This is a genomic window from Chromatiales bacterium (genome assembly GCA_020445605.1).
In the GTDB taxonomy this organism is placed as follows: Bacteria; Pseudomonadota; Gammaproteobacteria; order JAGRGH01; family JAGRGH01; genus JAGRGH01.
Genome location: JAGRGH010000055.1, coordinates 49733 through 68415 on the forward strand (window position 1 = coordinate 49733; position 18683 = coordinate 68415).

Here is an 18683-nt window from a genome sequence, read left to right on the forward strand (position 1 = left end):
GGTCGAGACGCGGCGCCGTTACTTGATGGCGATGCCGAGGCTGCGCAGCTTGCGGTACAGGTGGGTGCGTTCCATGCCAACGGCGGCGGCCATCTTCGCGACGCTGCCGGCGTTCTTTTCGAGCTGATACTCGAGGTAGGCGCGCTCGAACTGCTCGCGCGCATCGCGCAGCGGCAGATCCATCGAGATCGACACGCTCTGCTCGTGCGCCGGCACGTCCGGTGGCGCATCACCGACCGCGGTGCGAACCTCGTCCACGGAGATCTCCTCGCCTGCGGCTAGAATCAGCAGCCGCTGGACCAGGTTGCGAAGCTCCAGCACGTTGCCCGGCCAGTGATGATTGCGCAGATGATTCTGCGCGGCCACGCCAAACCGCCGGTACGGCAGATCGTCGTGCTCGACAAACCAGTCGACATAGAACTGCAGGAGATCGGGCACGTCCTCGCGATGCGCGCGCAGCGGCGGAATCTCGACTGGCACCACATTCAGCGCGTAATACAGGTCTTCCATGAAGCGGCCCTGCTCGACCTCCTGCTCGAGCACCAGCCGGGTCGCCGCAACGATGCGCATGTTCAGCGCCAGCGGTTCGCCACCGCCGGTGCGCGTAAACGAGCCCTCGTCGATCGCGGCATTGAGCCGCGCCTGAACCGCCAGCGACAGTTCGCCGATGTCAGCCAGATACAGCACACCGCCACCGGCCTGCTCCAGCTTGCCGGCGCGGCGACCGGAGCCGAACAGCTCCTCTTCCACGCCCTGCCCGGATGCGTTGACGGAAAAATCCACGAACGGTTGTTCGCGACGCGCCGAATGCAGGTGCAGATAGCGGGCGAAGGTCTGCTTGCCCGCGCCGGCTTCGCCGTAGAGCAGGACCGGTGTGTCGTGCTGGGCAATGCGCCGCATCTGCTCGCGCAGCCGCTGGATGGTCGCACTCCTGCCCGCCGGTTCGAGCACGGCCTGCCCGCCGCGGCGTGAGGCGGCGAACTCCGCACCCGCGGCACCGGCCTCAAGGGCACGCTCCACGGTCATCAGCAGCCGCTTCATGGTCAGCGGCTTTTCCAGAAAATCGAATGCGCCGAGCCGCGTCGCCTCGACCGCGGTCTCCACGGTGCCGTGGCCGGACATCATCACGATCGGGCACGGCAGACGCCCGTCGGCGGCCCACTCTTTGAGCAGCGTGATGCCGTCCTCGCCGGGCATCCAGATGTCGAGCAGGACGAGGTCCGGCACGTGTTCATGCCGCAGCCGCCGCGCGCTCGCGGTGTCCTCGGCGGTGTAGACGCTGTGACCCTCGTCCTCGAGGATGCCGCGAACCGTCTCGCGAATATCGTGTTCGTCGTCGACGACCAGGACCGTGGCGGTCATCGCGTCATCTCCACGGTTGCGCTCGCGACCGGCTCGGTTGCCACCGGCAGACGCATGGTCACGCGCGCGCCGCCGCCGTCGAGGTTTTCGGCCAGAACACTGCCACCATGTTCCTCAATGATCTTTTTCACGATGGCCATGCCGAGCCCGGTGCCCTTGGTTTTCGTGGTGACGTAGGGTTCAAACAGCGTCGCATGGATGGCCTGGTCGAAACCGGGGCCATTGTCGGTGACGGAAACTTCCACATAGCTGCAGCGCGGCTCGCCGCTGCACTCGGTGGCGACCCGGACAGACGCGTCGCGCCGTCCGCCGGTGGCCTCCTGGGCGTTCTTCAACACGTTGTGCAGGACCTGGCGAATGCGCACGGAGTCGCATCTTATCATCGGCACCCGCGTATCCAGTTCGACCGACAGCGCGGAGTGATCGGTATCGGCCGAATACAGCGCCACGACATCGCGCACCAGCGAGTTCAGGTTGACCGGCTCGAGGTCGCGGCGCGTCGGCCGCGCGTAGTCGGCGAACTCGTTGACCATGGCCTTCATCGCCTCGACCTGCTGGACGATGGTGTGCGTGGCGCCACGCACGAATTCACCGGTCGCGGGGTCGAGCTGGTCGTTCAGGCGCCGCTCCAAGCGCTCGGCCGACAGCTGGATCGGCGTCAGCGGGTTCTTGATCTCGTGTGCAAGCCGCCGCGCGGCCTCGCCCCAGGCCGCGTCGCGCTGGGCCTGCACAAGCGCAGTCACGTCGTCGAAAACCACCACATGGCCCGCCGCATCCACGCCGCCGAGCGGCGCACCGCGACACAGCAGAATCTGCCGGCCGGCCGGCGAGAACAACTGCACCTCGCAGCGCCAGTCGGCGTTGGCCTGCACGCCACGCACGATCGCATCGGCCCACGGCGCGAGTCGCGGCAACACGCCCTTCAGGCGTTCCAGCGTCTCGCCGTGCAGGTCGCTGAGACGCTCGGCCAGAATAACGTCGGCGGCGCTGTTGATCGTGCGCATGCTGCCGTCCGGGTCCAGGGTGACGACCCCGGAGGAGAGCTGACCGAGCACCGCCTGCAGGTAGGCGGACTGTTCCTCGACCTGCCGCTGGCTGCGCCGCTCGGCCTCACGGGCCGCGTTCAGCCGCTCGGTCATGGCATTGAACGAGCGCACCAGAAAGCCGAGTTCATCGTTGCGCGACTCGGGCAGCTTGCGGGTGAAATCGCCGTCGGCGACCGCGCGCGTGCCATCGGCGAGCTGGCGCAGCGGTTCGACCAGGCGCCGCGCGCCATACAGGGCGGCCCACACCGCGGAAAACACCGCAAACGCCAGCACCAGAACCAGTGCAAGCGTGAAGCTGAACTTCAGCGAATCACGCAGAAACGCCAGCTTCTTGTACTTCGCATAGGCGATCTGCACGCGATCGGCGAGGTCCTGGATGCGCTCGGGCATCGGGAACATCGCGTGCAGCAGCACATTGCCTTCGGAGGTCCCGCCCGTGGCCACGGCCACCCGCCAGCGTTCGCTGCGCGCGGAACTGAGCGCAACATGCGAGCGCCCCTGGCGGACCTGCATGCGGGCTTCCTCGCTGACCGGGGTCGGAATCAACACTGTCGAGTCCGCGTTGCTGGTCGCCACGATCTCCCCGCGCGGGCCGATCAGCGTAAGTTCCTCTGCGCCGTTCGAGGCGCGCAGATCATTCAGCGCGCTGGCACGTGCCGCCGGCGGGGTTTCGAACAGCTCACGCCAGACGTTCTCGGTGGTCTTGACGAGTTCACGTGTATAGAGGTCCAGCGACAGTTGCGACAGACGCAGGCCGTCGTCCATCGCGCTGTCGATCTCCACGTCGAACCATGCATCAATGCCGCGGTGCAGGAACTGCATGGAAAAGAAGAACACGACGCTGACCGGCGCCAGCGCGAGCAGCACGAACAGCACAACCAGGCGAAGGGTGATGCGCGCACCCGGCGCCCGTGCACGGTGCTGCTGAACGATCTGCACGAAGTGCCGCAGGATCAGCGCCAGCAACACGACCAGGCCGATACTGTCGAGCAGGATCAGCCACGAATACAGATGCCCGGTGCCCTGCGCGTTCTGCGTCGCCGCCGCGATCAGGTGCAGCACATACAGGAGCCCCGCGAAGAGCAGCAGCACCGGCAGCAGCTTCAGGTTCGCGCGCATCATCACGGCAGCGGGATTTCGTATTCCGGGCTGGACAGATACCAATCCGTCGACAAATACGCCCGCGGGCGCAGCGGCACCGGCAGCGCCTCGATGTCCAGACTCGCGTCGAGCCGGATGACATGGTCCTTGCCGGCCTCGAGTTCGCTGGCGGCGATGACCGGCAGCGCTTCCAGCCGGCCGATATCCGCGAGCGCAGCACTCATGTTCGTGTATTCGGTGACCGCGCCGCTGTCGAGTCGCTCCACGCGGAACGCCGAGGCCAGCGCGAGATACACCAGTTCGCGACGCTGCCGAAGTTCGGTGACGCTGCGGCGCCATGGCCAGCCATCGGTGTGTCGCAACTCGACGACGAAATCAAAGGTCAGCGCGACGCCGCTCAGAAGCGCCTCGCGCACGACCTCACCGAGACGGATGTCGAATGCGGCACTCAATCGCCAGCGATCGTCGTCGGCCCGTTCGACGACCGGGTTCACCAGCTCGATCGTGCCGCCCTCGGCGCGGGCCAGACCAGCGGCCAGCAGCACGCAGGCCAGCGCAATCATCCAGCGCCCGCGCGGGGTTGCCAACGACGACAAGGCTCGGTTCACGGCTGATAGATTACGCGCCTGTTGCGAATTGGCAACAGGCTGGCTAGATCATGGCTTTTCGGATCTGCGCGAAGAAAAATCCGTCGCAGTCGTCGGGGTCGCCAGGCAGCAGCTGCCGGCCTGCACCGGCGACGCGCCCCCATGGCACGTCGATCGACCCGGACCGCGCGTCGGCGTGATGGGCGAGAAACCCCGCCACGACCTCGGCGTTTTCCGCGGGCAGGATCGAGCAGGTCGCATACAGAAGCAGCCCGCCGGGAGCGAGAGTCGGCCACAGCGCATCAAGGAGTTGGCGCTGGCGCGCGGCCAGCGGCGCGATATCGGCGGGCCTGCGCAACAGCTTGATGTCGGGGTGCCGACGGATGACGCCAGTTGCCGAACACGGCGCATCGAGCAGGATGCGGTCGAACGGCCGGCCGTCCCACCACGTATCCGCCGCTGCGGCGTCCGCCGCGACGCAATCGGCACGCAGGCCAAGCCGCGCCAACCCCGAGCGCACGGCATCAAGCCGGGCCGCGTCGCGGTCGATTGCGACCAGCTCCAGATCCCCGTCGGCGAGTTCCAGCAGGTGAGCGGTCTTGCCGCCCGGCGCGGCGCAGGCGTCCAGCACCCGCTGGCCCCGTTGCGCGCCGAGCAACGGCGCGGCGCGCTGCGCGGCGAGGTCCTGGATCGATACCAGACCGTCGGCAAAACCCGGCAGGGCGGCGACGTCGACCGGCTGATCCAGCCTCAAGGCATCAGTCCCCTCCGGCCCCGCAACGCACCCGATCCCGGCACCCGTGAGCCGCGACTGGAAATCCGCACGCGTGGTGCGTGCCCGGGTCACCCGCAGCCACATCGGCGGGCGCGCATTGCCGGCCTCGACGATGGTCCGGACATCGTCCGGCCACACGCGCCCGATCTGTTCCAGCAGCCAGCGCGGATGGGCGGCACGCGCGGCCGGATCGGCGTCCGCCGCCGCCAGCCGTGCCTCGCGTTCACGCTGGTAGCGGCGCAGCACGGCGTTCAGCAACCCCACGGCCCAGGGTTTGCCGAGCGTACGCGCCGCCGCGACGGTCGCATGCACGGCCGCATGCGCCGGAACCCGCAGGTACTCGAGCTGGTAGATGCCGATCCACAGCAGCGCGTCGATATCACGATCGCGCGGCTTCATCGGCCGTTCGAACAGGCCGCGCGCCAGCACCCCAAGGCGCGGCGCGAACCGGCACACGCCGTAGGCCAGTTCCCGCGCCAGCGGAGAGGCGGCACCAGCCAAATCGGCAAACGCCGCGTCCAGCGAGCGCCCCGCTCCGAGCACGGCGGCGAGCGCGCCGGCCGCGACCGCGCGTGGCTGTGCGCCGTCGGCGTCAGTCACCGAAGCGCGCGTCCGCGAGATCGGCCGCATTGGCAAAGTCGGCCGCCGCCACGCGTCTGCGCCCCGGCAGCTGGATCTCGTCGAGCACCAGCAGCCCGGCCCCGCTACCCACGGCAACGCCGCCTTCAGACCGACCTGCGTATGCCCCGGGGGCCGCCGAGCCGTGCACGGCATGCGCCTGCCAGACGCGCAGGACCTCGCCCTGATAACGCGTGTGCGCCACCGGCCAGGGGTTGAACGCGCGCACGCGCCGGGCCAGCACCTCCGCCGGCAGTGCCCAGTCCAGCGCCGCCTCGGCCTTGTCGAGCTTCGCGGCATAGGTCGCCTGCGTAGAGTCCTGTGCGACCGCACGGGCGGTTCCAACCGCGAGTTCGTCCAGCGCCGCAACGAGCGCGCGGGCGCCGAGCGCGGCGAGCCGGTCGTGCAGGGTCTGCGCGGTGTCGTTGGCGCGAATCGGCTCGGGCCAGCGCGAGAGCATCGCGCCGGTGTCCAGGCCGGCGTCCATCTGCATGATGGTGATGCCGGTCTCCGGGTCGCCGGCGAGGATCGCGCGCTGGATCGGCGCAGCGCCGCGCCAGCGCGGCAACAGGGAGGCGTGCACGTTCACGCAACCCAGGCGTGGAACCTCCAGGATCGCCTGGGGCAGGATCAGCCCATAGGCCGCCACGACCATGACATCCGCCTGCAGGGCGCGCAGCTGGCCGGCGGAGTCGGCGTCACGCAGCGTTCGCGGCTGCGCGACCGGAACCCCCCCTGCCAGTGCGAGTTGCTTGACCGGGCCAGGCGACAGCTTTTGGCCGCGCCCGGACGGTCGATCCGGCTGGGTGTACACCGCGACGACTTCGTGCCGGCTTTCGAGCAGCGTCGCGAGCAGCACCGCGGCAAATTCAGGCGTGCCGGCAAACACCACCCGCAGGGCGGCCGCAGTCATGGGATCGTGCTCGCTTTGTTCCGAGGTGCGCAGGGCGCTGCGCGTCAGATGGCCACGCTGCGCGTCGGGGTGTCCTCGACCGTGCCCTCGCGCTCGGCCTTCAGCAGTTTCTTGCGGATGCGGTCACGCTTGAGCGTGGACAGATAATCCACGAACAGCTTTCCGTCGAGGTGGTCGATCTCGTGCTGGATGCACACCGCGAGCAAGCCCTCGGCCTCCAGTTCGAACGGCTTGCCGTCGCGGTCGAGTGCGCGCACGCGCACGTTGTTGGCACGGGTGACGGTCTCGAAAAAGCCCGGCACCGACAGACAGCCCTCGTCCATCTGGAACTGCCCGCTGCGCTCGATGATTTCCGGGTTGATGAACGCCCGGGGTTCGTCGCGCTCCTCGGAGATGTCGATGACGACCACGCGCTTGCCGACGTTGACCTGGATCGCGGCCAGCCCGATTCCCGGCGCGGCATACATGGTCTCGAACATGTCGTCGACCAGCCGGCGCACGCCGTCGTCGACCTCGTTCACGGGCTGCGCCTTGTTCCGAAGCCTGGGGTCGGGAAAATGCAGAATGTTCAGCAAAGCCACCTAAATCACCTCAAAGGCTGCGGACAATTCTAGAAGATTGCGCTAACATCATGATTGCGGTGCCGGAATCTGTGAACGCGTTGGCACCAATCCATATCGCAGCCGGTTAGACTCCGGAGCTATATAAGGATAACTGCCATCATGCTCAACGCCAAACCCCTGATCGCGCTGGCCGGCGCCGCGCTGCTCGCGCTCGGCGCAACCGCCGCCGACCTGAATCCGGCGCATCCCGACCGCTACATCGTCCAGCGCGGCGACACGCTCTGGGACATCGCCGCGCGATTCCTGAACAAGCCCTGGGAATGGCCCGAGATCTGGCAGGTCAACCCGCAGGTCGACAACCCGCACCTGATCTATCCGGGCGACGAACTGGTCATGACCTACGCCGACGGCCGGCCGCTGCTGACACGCAGCGGCAAGCGCACCGTGCGATTGTCGCCGGGCGTGCGGCGCTCGCCGATTGACCAGGCCATCCCGACCATCCCGATCGAACATATCGCACCGTTCCTGACCGAACCGCTGGTCGTCGACGAGGGCGAACTCGAGGCGGCGCCCTATATCGTCGCGTTTGCGGACGAACATATCGCCGGCGGCACCGGCCAGAACGTCTACGCGCGTAATCTGCGTCCGGGCCTCGATCACCAGGTTTACCGACCCGGCAAACCGCTGCTGGATTCCGAAACGAAGGAACTGCTCGGGCACGAGGCCATCTTTGTCGGCGACGCCCGGCGCGTGCGCGACGGCGATCCGGCAACCCTGACCCTGACCAGCACCACGCGCGAGGCCCTCGTCGGTGACCGCCTGCTGCCCACACCGGACGCCGAACTGCGCACAAACTTCATGCCGCACGCACCGAACCACAACGTTCGTGGCCACATCATCCGGGTGCTCGACGGCGTCAACCAGATCGGATCGCTGCGGATCGTGACCATCGATCGCGGCGGCTGGGACGGCCTCGAACCCGGCCACGTGCTGCTGGTCGAGCAGGCCGGCGAGACCATCAAGGACCCGGTCAGCCCCGATCCCAAGGACACGGTTCGGCTGCCCGATGAACCCGCAGGAACCGTGCTGATCTTCCGCACCTTTCCGCGCGTGAGCTACGGGCTGGTGATGTCGGCGATTCGCGCGATCCATCTCGACGACATCGTCCGCACGCCCGACCGCTGACAGCCGCGCCGGCATGGAGGCACGTCGCGCATGGCTGGCGCTGCACCGGGCACCCGGCATCGGCTCCACGCGCCTGCGCGAGGCCCTCGCAAGGGCCGGCGACGCGCCCGCGGTGCTCGCCGCGGGACCGGCCGCGTGGCGTGAGCTCGGCTTTCCCGAACCCGCCCGCGACTGGCTGGCGGCGCCGGACCATGCTCGGCTCGACACCGACCTGCGCTGGCTGGACGCGCCGGCGAACCACCTGATCCTGCCGGGCGACGCGGCCTGGCCGGTCCTGCTCGAGGCCATCGACGACCCGCCGGCCGGACTGTTCGTGACCGGCGACCCGGGTCTTCTCGCCGCGCCCCAGCTCGCCATCGTCGGCTCGCGCAGCGCGACCGCAGGCGGACTCGACAACGCGCGCGCCTTCGCGCGTTATCTCGCCGGACTGGGTTTGGTGATCACCTCCGGCATGGCCCACGGCATCGACGCGGCAGCGCATCGCGGCGCACTCGATGCGGGCGCGCCGACACTGGCCGTACTCGGCTGCGGCACGGACGTGATCTATCCAGCCGCGCACGCGCAGCTCCAGTCGGCCATCACGTCGGCGGGCGCCACCGTCAGCGAATTTGCGCCCGGCACGCCGGCGCGCGCCGGACACTTTCCGCGGCGCAACCGCATCATCAGCGGCCTGTCGCTGGGCGTGCTGGTCGTCGAGGCAGCACCGCGCAGCGGCTCGCTGATCACCGCGCGGCTCGCCGCCGAACAGGGTCGCGAGGTGTTCGCGATTCCCGGTTCGATTCACAACCCGCAGGCCCGCGGCTGCCACCAGCTCATTCGCGAGGGCGCGAAACTCATCGAGACGGCGCAGGAAATCATCGAGGAACTCGGCCCGCTCGCGGCCGTCGGCGCCGCGCGCAGGCCCGCCGCCGCGACACCCCGCGGTGGCGCTGAATTCACCCCGGACGCCGATCACCAGCGCCTGCTCGAAGCCATGGGTTTTGACCCGGTCAGCATGGACCAGCTGTGCGAACGCACCGGGATGCGTGCCGCGGAGGTCTCCTCGATGCTTCTGGTTCTGGAACTTGACGGTCGGGTATCATCCGCGCCCGGCGGCCGTTACCAGCGCCTGCGCGCGGGCTGATTCCCGACGCCGCACACCGCAGTTCGCCGGCCGCCGTCGGCGCACGGCGACCATTGCCACGCAACCTTCCGGCTTGACGTAGCCGCCCGGCGCCCTATCCTGCATCGCCCATGAACCTCGTCGTCGTCGAATCTCCGGCCAAGGCCAAGACCATCAAGAAGTACCTGGGCAAGGACTTCGAGGTGCTGGCCTCCTATGGTCACGTGCGCGATCTCGTCCCCAAGGAGGGCGCGGTCGACCCGAACAACGGCTACTCGATGCGCTACGAACTGATCGAGCGCAACGAGAAACACATGCAGGCGATCGCCAAGGCGCTGAAAAAGGCCGACGCCCTGTATCTCGCGACCGACCCGGATCGCGAGGGCGAGGCCATTTCCTGGCACATCGTCGAGCATCTGAACCATCGCAAACAGCTTGGCGACCGGCCGGTGCATCGCGTGGCGTTCAACGAAATCACCAAGCGCGCGGTGCAGGACGCCATCGCACATCCGCGCGAGCTTTCGCGCGATCTGGTCAATGCGCAGCAGGCGCGGCGTGCGCTCGACTATCTGGTCGGCTTCAATCTCTCGCCGCTGCTCTGGCGCAAGGTTCGCCGCGGGCTGTCGGCCGGACGCGTACAGAGTCCGGCGCTGCGCCTGATCGTCGAGCGCGAGCTGGAAATCGAGGCGTTCGTCGCGCGCGAATACTGGACGATCGAGGCCGACTGCGCGAAGGACCAGCAGCGCTTCACGGCCAGACTCACACACCTGGCCGGCGAAAAGGTCGAGCAGTTCACCTTGACCGAAGGCACCGGCGCGCACGCGGCGCGCGAGGCGATCGAGCGCGCCGCCAAGGGCGAGCTCACGGTCGCGGCGGTCGAGCGCAAGCAGCGTCGGCGCAATCCGGCGGCGCCGTTCACGACCTCCACGCTGCAACAGGAGGCGGCGCGCAAGCTCGGTTTCACGGCCCAGCGCACCATGCGCGTCGCCCAGCAGCTCTATGAAGGCGTGGACACCGGCGACGGCGCGGTCGGTCTGATCACCTACATGCGTACGGACTCCGTGCAGCTCGCGGCCGAGGCCGTGGCCCAGGTTCGCGAACTCATCGCGACGCGTTACGGCGCCGCGGCGCTGCCCGAGGCGCCGCGCGTCTACAAGACCAAGGCGAAGAACGCCCAGGAGGCCCACGAGGCCGTGCGGCCAACGTCGTTCGAACGCCTGCCCGATTCGCTCAAGGCCCACCTCAGTCGCGATCAGCAGCGGCTCTACGAACTGATCTGGAAGCGCGCCGTTGCCAGTCAGATGCTGCATGCGACGATCGACCAGGTCGCCGTCGACCTCGACGCCGGGGACGGCCACCGGCTGCGCGCGAACGGCTCGACAGTGGCCGACCCGGGTTTCATGCAGGTGTATCTGGAGGGCGTCGACGACGCCAAATCCGGCGACGAGGACGAGCGCACCCTGCCGCCGCTGGCCGAGGGCGAGCGCATCCGGCTCGAGACCCTGCGCGCCGACCAGCATTTCACCGAGCCGCCGCCGCGTTACTCGGAAGCGTCGCTGGTCAAGGCGCTCGAGGAATTCGGCATCGGTCGCCCATCGACCTATGCGTCGATCATCTCGACGCTGGAGCAGCGCGAGTATGTCCAGCTCGACAAGAAGCGCTTCGTGCCGACCGACGTCGGCCGCGTGGTCAACCGCTTCCTGACGCTGTACTTCACCCAGTATGTCGACTACGACTTCACCGCGCGCCTTGAGGACGAACTCGATGCCGTCTCGCGCGGCGAAAAGGACTGGATTCCGCTGCTGGAATCGTTCTGGCGGCCGTTCAAGGACAAGGTCGACGACACCGAGCAGAACGTCCGGCGCAGCGACGTCACCCAGGAACAGACCGACGAGGACTGCCCGAAGTGCGGCAAGAAGCTGGCGATCCGACTCGGTCGTCACGGCCGCTTCATCGGCTGCACGGGCTATCCGGAATGCGATTACACCCGTGACCTCGAAGCCCGCGCCGACGCGCCGGCCCCCGAGGCCGAGGTCGTCGAGGGCCGCAGCTGTCCACAATGCGGTTCGCAACTGCTGGTCAAGAACGGCCGCTATGGCAAGTTCATCGGTTGCAGCGGCTATCCCGACTGCCGCTTCATCGAACCCCTGGACAAGCCCGAAGATACGGGCGTGCGCTGCCCGCAGTGCCACGCCGGCACGCTGCTCAAGCGCAAGTCGCGGCGCGGCAAGGTGTTCTATTCGTGTTCGACCTATCCGAGCTGCGACTACGCGGTCTGGAACCCGCCGCTGGCCGAGCTCTGCCCGAAATGCCGCTGGCCGATCATGACCATCAAGACCACCAAGCGTTACGGCGCACAGAAGGTCTGCCCGCAGAAGAACTGTGCCCACACCGAGCCGTACGACGGCGACCCGCCCGCTTCCAGCTGAAGGAGCCCGATTCATGACCAAACCATTCGTTGCCGTCCTCATGGGCTCGGATTCCGATCTGCCCGTCATGCAGGCCACGCTCGATACGCTGAGCGCGCTGGAGATTCCCTGGGAGGTGCGCGTGACCTCCGCGCATCGCACGCCGGCGGCGACCCATGAGTATGTGCACGGCGCGGAAAAGCGCGGCTGTGCCGTATTCATCGCCGCCGCCGGGTTGGCGGCGCATCTCGCCGGCACGGTCGCCGGCCTGACCACCAAGCCGGTCATCGGCGTGCCGCTGGCGGCCGGATCGCTCGGCGGCTTCGATTCCCTGCTCTCGACCGTGCAGATGCCCGGCGGCATTCCCGTCGCCTGCGTGGCGATCGGCAAGGCCGGCGCCACGAACGCGGGCTACCTCGCCGCGCAGATGCTCGCGATCGCCGATCCCGCCATCGACCAGCGCATTCGCGCCGATCGCGAAAAGAAGGCCGCGGCCGTACTGGCCAAGAATGACAGCCTCCCGAACGGCGGGGCCTGAACCGCTACACCTGCGGCTGGCCGCCCGGGCGCTGGCCGCGGGCGGGGTCATCGCCTGCCCGACCGAGGCGGTTTGGGGCCTGAGCTGCGATCCGCTGAACCCGGATGCGGTCGACCGCCTGCTCGCGGTCAAGGGGCGAGACCCGGCACGGGGATTCATCCTCGCTGCCGGCACACGCGCGGCGCTGGCCCCCTTCATGGCCCCGCTATTGGATGCCGCACGCGAGGCGATCGACGCGAGCTGGCCCGGCCCGGTGACCTGGATCGTGCCCGCGGCGGCAGGCGTGCCCGAGTGGCTGCGCGGCACAAACGCGGGCATTGCCGTGCGCCACAGCGCACATCCGGCCGTCGCCGCCTTGACCGCGGCCTTCGGTGGCGCGATCGTCTCGACCAGCGCAAATCCCAGCGGCCGCGCGCCGGCCCGAACGCCGCTGGCGTTGCGGCGCTACTTCGGCGGGCGGCTCGACTACATCCTGCCCGGCGCACTCGGCGGCAACCGCGAGCCGAGTCGCATCTACGACGCACTGACCGGCGCCCGCCTGCGCTGACCAACCGAGGAGTCCACCGCCGATGAGCGACCGTCCTGACGTATCCGCCGTCCGTTCCTACCTGCTGGATCTGCAGGATCGAATCTGCGCGGGGCTACTTGCCTGCGGCGAGGACTCGATGTTCCGCGAAGACGCCTGGGACCGCCCGGACGGCGGCGGCGGACGCACCCGCGTGCTCGAGGACGGCAGCCTGTACGAGAAGGCCGGCATCAACTTCTCGCATGTGCACGGCCCGGGACTGCCACCGTCGGCAACGGCCGCGCGGCCGGAACTCGCGGGTCGCAGCTTCGAGGCAATGGGCGTTTCGCTGGTGATCCACCCGCGCAATCCGTACGTGCCGACCAGCCACGCGAACGTGCGCCTGTTCGTCGCCGAAAAGCCCGGCGCGGAGCCGGTCTGGTGGGTCGGCGGCGGTTTCGATCTGACGCCCTACTACGGCTTCGAGGACGACGCCGTGCACTGGCATCGCACCGCACGGACGGCCTGCGAGCCGTTCGGCGCCGACGTGCATGCGCGCTTCAAGCGCTGGTGCGACGAGTATTTTTTCCTGAAGCACCGCGGGGAGCCTCGTGGCGTCGGTGGCCTGTTCTTCGACGATCTGAACGAATGGGGTTTCGAGCGCAGCTTCGCGTTCCTTCGTAGCGTCGGTGATCACTACCTGCCGGCCTACGCGCCCATCGTCGAGCGGCGACGCGATGCCGCCTACGGCGAGCGGGAACGATCGTTCCAGCGCTACCGGCGCGGCCGCTACGTGGAATTCAACCTGGTGTACGACCGCGGCACGCTGTTCGGGCTGCAATCCGGCGGGCGCACGGAATCGATCCTGATGTCGCTGCCGCCACAGGTCGAGTGGCGTTACGACTGGCACCCCGAAGCCGGCACGCCAGAGGCGCGACTCTATGAAGTGTTCCTCAGACCGCGCGACTGGCTGGCCGAAGATCCGTCCGCAGGATGAAGCTCGTCTACGAGGCCGCCAACCCGATCGAGGCGCGCCTGCTGGTGGATCATCTCGCCGAACACGGTGTTCACGCGATCGTGCAGGGTGAATATCTGCTCGGCGCGGTCGGCGAACTTCCGGCGCTGCAATATCCACGCGTGCTGATCACCGACGACGACCTCTACGCCCATGCCACCAATCTGGTGCGACGCTTCAACCGCGAGGCCACGGAACGCGCCGCGCAACCGGACTGGATCTGCCCGCACTGCGGCGAGACCAATACCGGTGGATTCGATCGCTGCTGGAGCTGCAACCGCGTGCCCGATGAATCCGCCGGTGACTGAGTGGCCATAGCTCAACGGCGGCTGTCCGCTTCCCGCTCCACGTTGCCGCTGCGGTCGGTGATCTCCGGATAGGGCTCGAGCGCGGCCTGCGAGGTCCGCACCATCGGTACGAACGGCACCTGCGCTTCGAGTGCGACCGGCGCGCGCCGCGTACGGCGCCACAGGCCGTAGACCCCGACCACCCCGAGTACCGCGGACGAGATCAGCGCGAACATGCGCTCGCCGAACAGCTGCATCGGTCCGACCACGAACAGCGGCCCGAGCGCGGCACCCAGCCCGTAGGCCAGCAGCATCGCCCGCGCGGCGTCGAGCGCGCGCTCGCGGGGCACCTGGTCGTTCAGATGTGCGACGGCCAGCGAATAGAGGCTCAGCATCATGCCGCCGTAGACGAACGCGCTGACGCCGAGCAACCAGCGCGACTGCGGCAGGGCGATGCCGATGTACAGCGCAACCAGCCCGCCGACCCAGGCGACCGCCGTGAGCACGCCACGCCGGCCGACCCGGTCGGACAACCAACCGAACGGCCACTGCAGCACGACCCCGCCGACGATCACCAGCCCGGTGAAAAGGCCGGTCGCCCGCGCATCGCCACTGGCCGCGAGAAAGAACTGCGCGCCGTAACTCCAGAACGCACCGTTGGCGATGCCGCTGGCGACGACCGCCACGGTCGCAAGCGGCGCAACCCGTGCCAGGACCAGCGAACCGGCCGGGGGCGCGGTCACGCTGCCCGGCGCGCTGAACGGCAACAACGCGACCGGCAGAATGCCCAGACTGAACAGCGCCGCGGCGAGCACCAGCGCGAGCGACGGGTCGCCGCCACCGATCCACGGCGCGCCGACCACCCCGACGGCCAGCGCCAGCAGCGTCACCATCATGTAGGCGCCAAACACGCGCCCGCGATGCGCCGTCGGCGTGACCGCATTGATCCAGCTCTCGGTGACGAGATACAGGCCGACCAGCGCGATGCCCTGCACGAGTCGCAACAGCCACCAGCCGACCGCGGTCTCGGAATACGCCAGCGCCAGCGCCATGGTCGAGCCGATCGCGGCCAGCGCCGCGAACACGCGGATGTGACCGACGGCGCGCACCAGCCGCGGTACCAGAAACGTACCGACGATGAAGCCGACGAAGTAGCCGCCGAGCAGCAGGCCGGTGACGCCGGATTCGCGCCCCAGCGCCGCCGAGCGCAGCGGCAGCGCGAGGGCGATGATGCCGTTGCCGATCAGCACCACGGCGATGCTGGTGAACAGCGCCGCCAGTGGCCACAGCGCGCGCGTCATGACGCGGTCGGCGTGCCAAATCCGGCGGCGAGCAGTCGTCGATACGCTGCCTGATCGTCGGTATCGGCGAGCAGCCGGTGCGCGGACCATTCGCGCCGCAGAGGATAGTTGCGGCGCAGCCCGTCGAACGCCGCCCGGCGTTCGGCTTCGGACCCGCCAAGGCCGGCGCGCAGTTCCAGCGTGTCGCGACGCAGGCCGGCGACCTGCCCCAGCACCGCGGCGATCGCGGCATCGCCGCCCGCGCCGACCACGATGGGATCAGGTACCGGCGGCAGGGCATCGGCCATGCGCCAGGTCGGCCGCAGCCCGAAATTGCGCGCGTAAGCGTCGAGCACGCGCTCGGTGCCGCGCAGGCGGCCCTCCTGGGAATAACCCGCCACATGTGGACTCGCGAATCCGACCCTGTGGGCGAGGCTTGCATCGATCAGGGGTTCACCGGCCCAGACGTCCAGGTGCACATGCAGATCATCGTCAAGCGCCAGTCGCGCGCGAAGCGCCGGCTCGTCCAGCACACCGCCGCGACCGGCATTGCACAGGATCGTCCCCGGCCTCAGGGCCGCGATGAAGTCCGCCCCGAGCAGGCCGGCCGTCGCGTGCGGACCGCTGCGCGTCAGCGGCGTGTGTACGCAAACGGCGTCCATGCCGGCGACCTCATCGAGCGTGACGAAGCCACTCGGACCCTCGCGCTCGGCGCGCGGCGGATCGTTGCAGGCAACCACCAGGCCCAGCGCGCGGGCCCGTTGCGCCAGTGCAGTGCCGACATGTCCACAGCCGACGATGCCCAGACGCAGTCCGGCCAGGGGACGACCCGCGCGAACGGCCAGCGCGGCCAGGCCCGCAAGCGTGTACTCGGCGGCGGCCGCGGCGTTCGCGCCCGGCGCGCTCGCGAACGCGATGCCCGCATCGGCCAGTGCGTCGACATCGACATGATCGGTCCCGGCCGTGGCGGTCGCGACGAACCTGAGCGCGGTGCCGGCGACCAGCGCCGCATCCACCCGCGTGACCGAGCGCACGATCAGCGCATCGGCATTGACCAGCATCGAACGATCCATGCCCCGCCCGTCGGCCAGACGCAGGCGTGCGACACCGTCGAAGGCAGCGGAAACCGCTGGGATTTCCTGATCGGCCACGACCACGGGAAGACTCATGGGATCACGCATACCGCGCAGTCCGGGCTGCGAAAACGGCTGGAAATTTCGGCAATACAGGGCGCCTGGCGACGCACGCATCGACCCGCGCGCTTGAAGGGTGCGGTGCGATGTACTACTTTGCGTGAGAGGCTGCGTCGACCGCGGGACGCCGCGCAGAGGAGCAAAACAATGCGAACGATCATGGTGTTGAACCCGAAGGGCGGTTCGGGCAAGAGTACGATCTCCATGAATCTTGCCACCTATTACGCGGACGAGGGCCAGCGCGTCACGTTGGCCGACTACGATCCGCAGGGCTCGTGCCTGGACTGGCTGGAGGCCCGTCGCGACTATACCGGGATTCCCGAGATCAGGGGTGTGGCGGCTTGGCAGGCCAAACCGCGCATCCCCGCGAACAGCGACTACGTGATCATGGACGTGCCCGCGCGCACCCATGGCCACGAACTGGCCAACCTGCTCGCGCATGCGCAGTCGGTCATCATGCCGGTACTGCCCTCACCGATCGACATGCGTGCAGCGGTGCGCTACGTCGAGGAACTGGGCAAGACCGCAGCGATTTCCAAGGACAAGACGCGCATGGCACTGGTCGCCAACCGGGTGCGCGAGCGCACCGTCATTGCCCATGATCTGGATGCGTTCCTGCACAAGCTGGGCGTGCCACTCGTCGCGACCCTGCGCGAAAGCCAGAATTACGTGCGCGCGGCGCAGACCGGGCTCGGAATCTTCGAACTGGCGCCGTCCGCCGCCCAGGCTGACGTCGACCAGTGGGTGCCGCTGCTGACCTGGCTCGACAGCGCCGCGAGCCGCCCGAAGCATTAGGGCCTGTTAGCGCGAGACAGGGGCGTCCCGCCCGAAAATCGAACGCACAAGTGTTTGATTTTCGTTAGTGACCGAAAACCGCGCTTTTCGGTTGCGACGTTGAAAGGGCCATGGACGGACCTTTTTCAACAACCGGCTAGTGTCCTGTCCCGTGGGTCAGGGAACGGTTGATCACGGCCACCGACCCTGGAGGATGCCCGTGTAGCTACAGCGGACATCGACCGGCAACATCGCGTTGCAGGCCCCCACCTTCCAGAAAAAGACATCTCCCGAACTCCCGGTGCCCGCATGCGGGCTGCCCAGAATGCGCTCCGGTGGATCGCCGACGCGGTCGGCATAGATGACCGATGAACTCGCCGGCAGATTTGGATCGCCATTCGTACAATTGTTTTCCAGCTCACTGCGCTGGCGGGCGATACACAGGTTGTAGCCGTCCGCCCGGTTGTCTTCGCTCCAGTCAAACAGCACGCCCCAGAGATCGGGCACGGAAATATCCGCCATGCCTGCGTTCTGTGGTGCGGGCAGCCGCTTCGCCTGCCAGTCCAGCCGGCGGCTGGCGGACCACACGCAGGGCGGCCGGATAAACGACTGCGCCTTGGGCAGCGCCGGATTCGTATAGACGCTACATGCCTGGACCGCCCAGCTAACCTCTTCCCCGCGCCAGCGGGCCGCTTCGAGCCTGGCATTCGTGAAGGTGTTGCGGGTGACGGGACTCAGATAACGATCCGGCTGCGGCGTGGAGTCACAGGTGTTACCGGAAAAAATGCACAACCGGTAATCGATGCCATAGAGGCGCACCGGAGCGGGTGCCGGAAAATAGCCGTGTTCGAGCAGGCCGGGCGGCGGACAGCCGCGCGCGTACGGCAGGCCCGGGATGCATTCCCTGACATCGAAACGCGGCGGGCCCTGCGGCGGCATGCCGGACGACCACGCCGGCCGCCAGTAAAAACTCATGACGAAGTCGGCGTTGTGGTGCCAGTCCAGGACGAGGTTGTCGGCCGGCAGGTCGAGCACCACCTGCGCCGCCTCCACCATCGGCTGGGAAATGACGGTCGGCATGCCCGGGTAGCTGCGGGCGTTGGCGAGGCCGGCGAACGCCAGCAGCAGGCCAGACGAAACGATGCCGGTCAGGGAAATTCTGAATACTCCAGAGTTTCCCGCGGCACACGGAAGTGCCGCCACAACGACGGCTGCAAGCCGTTGAGAACGAAAAGAAGACGAAAAATGGCGCTTTTTCGTTTTCGCTGCTCTGGCAATCTAGGACAGATTGATCAGGGCATTCTTCAGATGGCGCATGGCTGATCCTCCGCGGCGGACTGGATCGGTCGAACCGGACTTCATGCTACCCGCTTCGCCCGCTAAGGAAACTCTGAACAATTCAGAGTTTCCCGCGGCACAGGGACGTGCCAC

Annotated in this window: 17 protein-coding genes; 8 read left to right on the top strand and 9 right to left on the bottom strand. The window is 68.1% G+C overall.

Features of this window, described 5'->3' with window-relative positions:
• Positions 1–18: 18 nt before the first annotated feature.
• The 6 genes from KDG50_14180 to KDG50_14205 form a co-directional block, all read right to left on the bottom strand.
• The gene (locus tag KDG50_14180; GenBank protein MCB1866561.1) at positions 19–1362 is read right to left on the bottom strand and encodes a sigma-54-dependent Fis family transcriptional regulator; all 1344 of its coding nucleotides are present in this window, start codon (positions 1360–1362) and stop codon (positions 19–21) included.
• The gene (locus KDG50_14185) at positions 1359–3530 is read right to left on the bottom strand and encodes a HAMP domain-containing protein (GenBank protein ID MCB1866562.1); all 2172 of its coding nucleotides are present in this window, start codon (positions 3528–3530) and stop codon (positions 1359–1361) included. Before KDG50_14185 ends, KDG50_14180 begins: the two co-directional genes overlap by 4 nt.
• The gene (locus KDG50_14190) at positions 3530–4096 is read right to left on the bottom strand and encodes a DUF4390 domain-containing protein (GenBank protein ID MCB1866563.1); all 567 of its coding nucleotides are present in this window, start codon (positions 4094–4096) and stop codon (positions 3530–3532) included. Before KDG50_14190 ends, KDG50_14185 begins: the two co-directional genes overlap by 1 nt.
• 64 nt (positions 4097–4160) lie before the next feature.
• The gene (gene rsmB, locus KDG50_14195; GenBank protein MCB1866564.1) at positions 4161–5501 is read right to left on the bottom strand and encodes a 16S rRNA (cytosine(967)-C(5))-methyltransferase RsmB; all 1341 of its coding nucleotides are present in this window, start codon (positions 5499–5501) and stop codon (positions 4161–4163) included.
• Positions 5464–6402, bottom strand: coding sequence for a methionyl-tRNA formyltransferase (gene fmt, locus KDG50_14200; protein MCB1866565.1), 939 nt, complete (start codon positions 6400–6402; stop codon positions 5464–5466). The genes rsmB and fmt overlap by 38 nt, the downstream gene beginning before the upstream one ends.
• Positions 6403–6446: 44 nt before the next feature.
• The gene (locus tag KDG50_14205; GenBank protein ID MCB1866566.1) at positions 6447–6983 is read right to left on the bottom strand and encodes a peptide deformylase; all 537 of its coding nucleotides are present in this window, start codon (positions 6981–6983) and stop codon (positions 6447–6449) included.
• 141 nt (positions 6984–7124) lie between these two features.
• On the opposite strand from KDG50_14205, the gene KDG50_14210 reads away from it, so the two are divergent.
• From KDG50_14210 to KDG50_14240, 7 genes are all read left to right on the top strand, one after another.
• On the top strand, positions 7125–8150 hold the full coding sequence (locus KDG50_14210; protein MCB1866567.1) for a LysM peptidoglycan-binding domain-containing protein: 1026 nt from the start codon (positions 7125–7127) through the stop codon (positions 8148–8150).
• Positions 8151–8163: 13 nt separating this feature from the next.
• On the top strand, positions 8164–9273 hold the full coding sequence (dprA, locus tag KDG50_14215) for a DNA-processing protein DprA (protein ID MCB1866568.1): 1110 nt from the start codon (positions 8164–8166) through the stop codon (positions 9271–9273).
• Positions 9274–9383: 110 nt separating this feature from the next.
• Positions 9384–11681, top strand: coding sequence for a type I DNA topoisomerase (topA, locus tag KDG50_14220; GenBank protein ID MCB1866569.1), 2298 nt, complete (start codon positions 9384–9386; stop codon positions 11679–11681).
• Between the two features lie 13 nt (positions 11682–11694).
• On the top strand, positions 11695–12198 hold the full coding sequence (purE, locus tag KDG50_14225; protein ID MCB1866570.1) for a 5-(carboxyamino)imidazole ribonucleotide mutase: 504 nt from the start codon (positions 11695–11697) through the stop codon (positions 12196–12198).
• Positions 12170–12745 (top strand): Sua5/YciO/YrdC/YwlC family protein, encoded by a 576-nt coding sequence (locus tag KDG50_14230; GenBank protein MCB1866571.1) that lies wholly within the window; start codon positions 12170–12172, stop codon positions 12743–12745. The genes purE and KDG50_14230 overlap by 29 nt, the downstream gene beginning before the upstream one ends.
• Before the next feature lie 22 nt (positions 12746–12767).
• On the top strand, positions 12768–13700 hold the full coding sequence (gene hemF, locus KDG50_14235) for an oxygen-dependent coproporphyrinogen oxidase (protein MCB1866572.1): 933 nt from the start codon (positions 12768–12770) through the stop codon (positions 13698–13700).
• Complete coding sequence (locus KDG50_14240) at positions 13697–14026, top strand: DUF2007 domain-containing protein (protein MCB1866573.1); 330 nt, start codon at positions 13697–13699, stop codon at positions 14024–14026. The genes hemF and KDG50_14240 overlap by 4 nt, the downstream gene beginning before the upstream one ends.
• 11 nt (positions 14027–14037) lie before the next feature.
• On the opposite strand, the gene KDG50_14245 is transcribed toward KDG50_14240, so the two are convergent.
• Together KDG50_14245 and KDG50_14250 are read right to left on the bottom strand one after the other, a co-directional pair.
• Positions 14038–15306: an MFS transporter gene (locus tag KDG50_14245; protein ID MCB1866574.1), complete on the bottom strand. Its 1269-nt coding sequence runs from the start codon at positions 15304–15306 to the stop codon at positions 14038–14040.
• Entirely contained in the window at positions 15303–16466 is a 1164-nt protein-coding gene (locus KDG50_14250) for a 4-phosphoerythronate dehydrogenase (protein ID MCB1866575.1), read from the bottom strand. Before KDG50_14250 ends, KDG50_14245 begins: the two co-directional genes overlap by 4 nt.
• A 159-nt stretch (positions 16467–16625) precedes the next feature.
• On the opposite strand from KDG50_14250, the gene KDG50_14255 reads away from it, so the two are divergent.
• Positions 16626–17273 (top strand): ParA family protein, encoded by a 648-nt coding sequence (locus KDG50_14255; protein MCB1866576.1) that lies wholly within the window; start codon positions 16626–16628, stop codon positions 17271–17273.
• Between the two features lie 171 nt (positions 17274–17444).
• On the opposite strand, the gene KDG50_14260 is transcribed toward KDG50_14255, so the two are convergent.
• A complete protein-coding gene (locus KDG50_14260) occupies positions 17445–18455 on the bottom strand; it encodes a hypothetical protein (protein MCB1866577.1) in 1011 nt (336 codons plus the stop codon).
• Between the last annotated feature and the right edge of the window lie 228 nt (positions 18456–18683).